The organism is Synechococcus sp. R55.3, from assembly GCF_047461975.1.
GTDB lineage: Bacteria > Cyanobacteriota > Cyanobacteriia > Thermostichales > Thermostichaceae > Thermostichus.
Genome location: NZ_JANSIG010000164.1, coordinates 1 through 1,009 on the forward strand (window position 1 = coordinate 1; position 1,009 = coordinate 1,009).

Consider the following 1,009-nt stretch of genomic DNA (forward strand, 5'->3'; position numbering starts at 1 on the left):
CGACGACGGCGATACTCCAGGGATCCCAGCAGCCGCGGCACCCGCACTTGGGGATGGTGCTCCAGCAGGTAGCGGCCAATCTCCAGCTCGGGATTCACCCCTTCGGCCACCTTGCGGTAGACCTTGAGGATGTACCGGTTGCCGTAGACCACAGAGGTATTGCTCTGCTCGGCCTTGAGGATACGGGGTTCCAGGCTGGGGTCATACTCAAAAGCGCCAGAGGTGGTGGCCCAGAGCTCCCCGGAGCTGTGGCGCAGGCGCCCCTGCTGGGCGATGATCTGCAAGGCTAGGGACAAAAAGGTTTTATCCGCCAAAGCGTCGAAAAGAACCCCCGGCGGATCCCCGGCCACTTGCACAGGGGCAATGACCGCTTGCGGCATCTCCCTGCGCAGGTGCAGAGCCATCTCCTGAGTGGCGTAGCCTACCGGAAGGGAGTAGACTTCCGCTTCCCCCTGAGTGAACTCAGTTTGCAGAAGAATGATCTGGCCCCGAAAGGGGGGATCTGCCTCCCGGTTGCAGGGAATGGCATCCAAGATCTGGGCCGACTGGATCTGGCGGGCTTTGGAGCCGAACCAGCGACAACGGTAGAGATAGTCCCCCAAAAGCGCCTCCACCTGCTTTTGGCTTTCCCCTTGAAAGAGGCTTTCCCAAGTGCCGCTTGAGGGGATCAGGGTGGGCAGACGATCCAGCTCTTCCGGCTTGCTGTGGCTGGGGTGGATCCGCTCCGTTTGGGGCTCAAGGGAGAACCAATAGAAAGAATGGGGGCCTAGAGTCAAAAAATAGGGCAGTTGTCCGATGGGGGGAAACTCGGTGCGCCCGAAGATCTCCACCGGAATTAGTCCTTCCCACTCCGCCAAGTCCAGCTCCACGCACTGCACATAGCGGGAGAGGTTGGCCACCACCAAGATGCGCTCATCGCCAAAGGCCCGCATAAAGGCAAGCACCTTGCGATTTTCCGGGTGGAGCAGCTCAAAGGAGCCGCGGCCAAAAGCTTGGAATCGCTTGCGCA

1 protein-coding gene is annotated in these 1,009 nt (G+C 60.5%); it reads right to left on the minus strand.

All coding sequences use genetic code 11. From position 1 onward, the window contains the following. Nucleotides 1-1,009 (minus strand): alpha-glucosidase C-terminal domain-containing protein (locus NW849_RS14330; protein ID WP_414358521.1); only part of this gene is annotated, 1,009 nt, incomplete at both ends.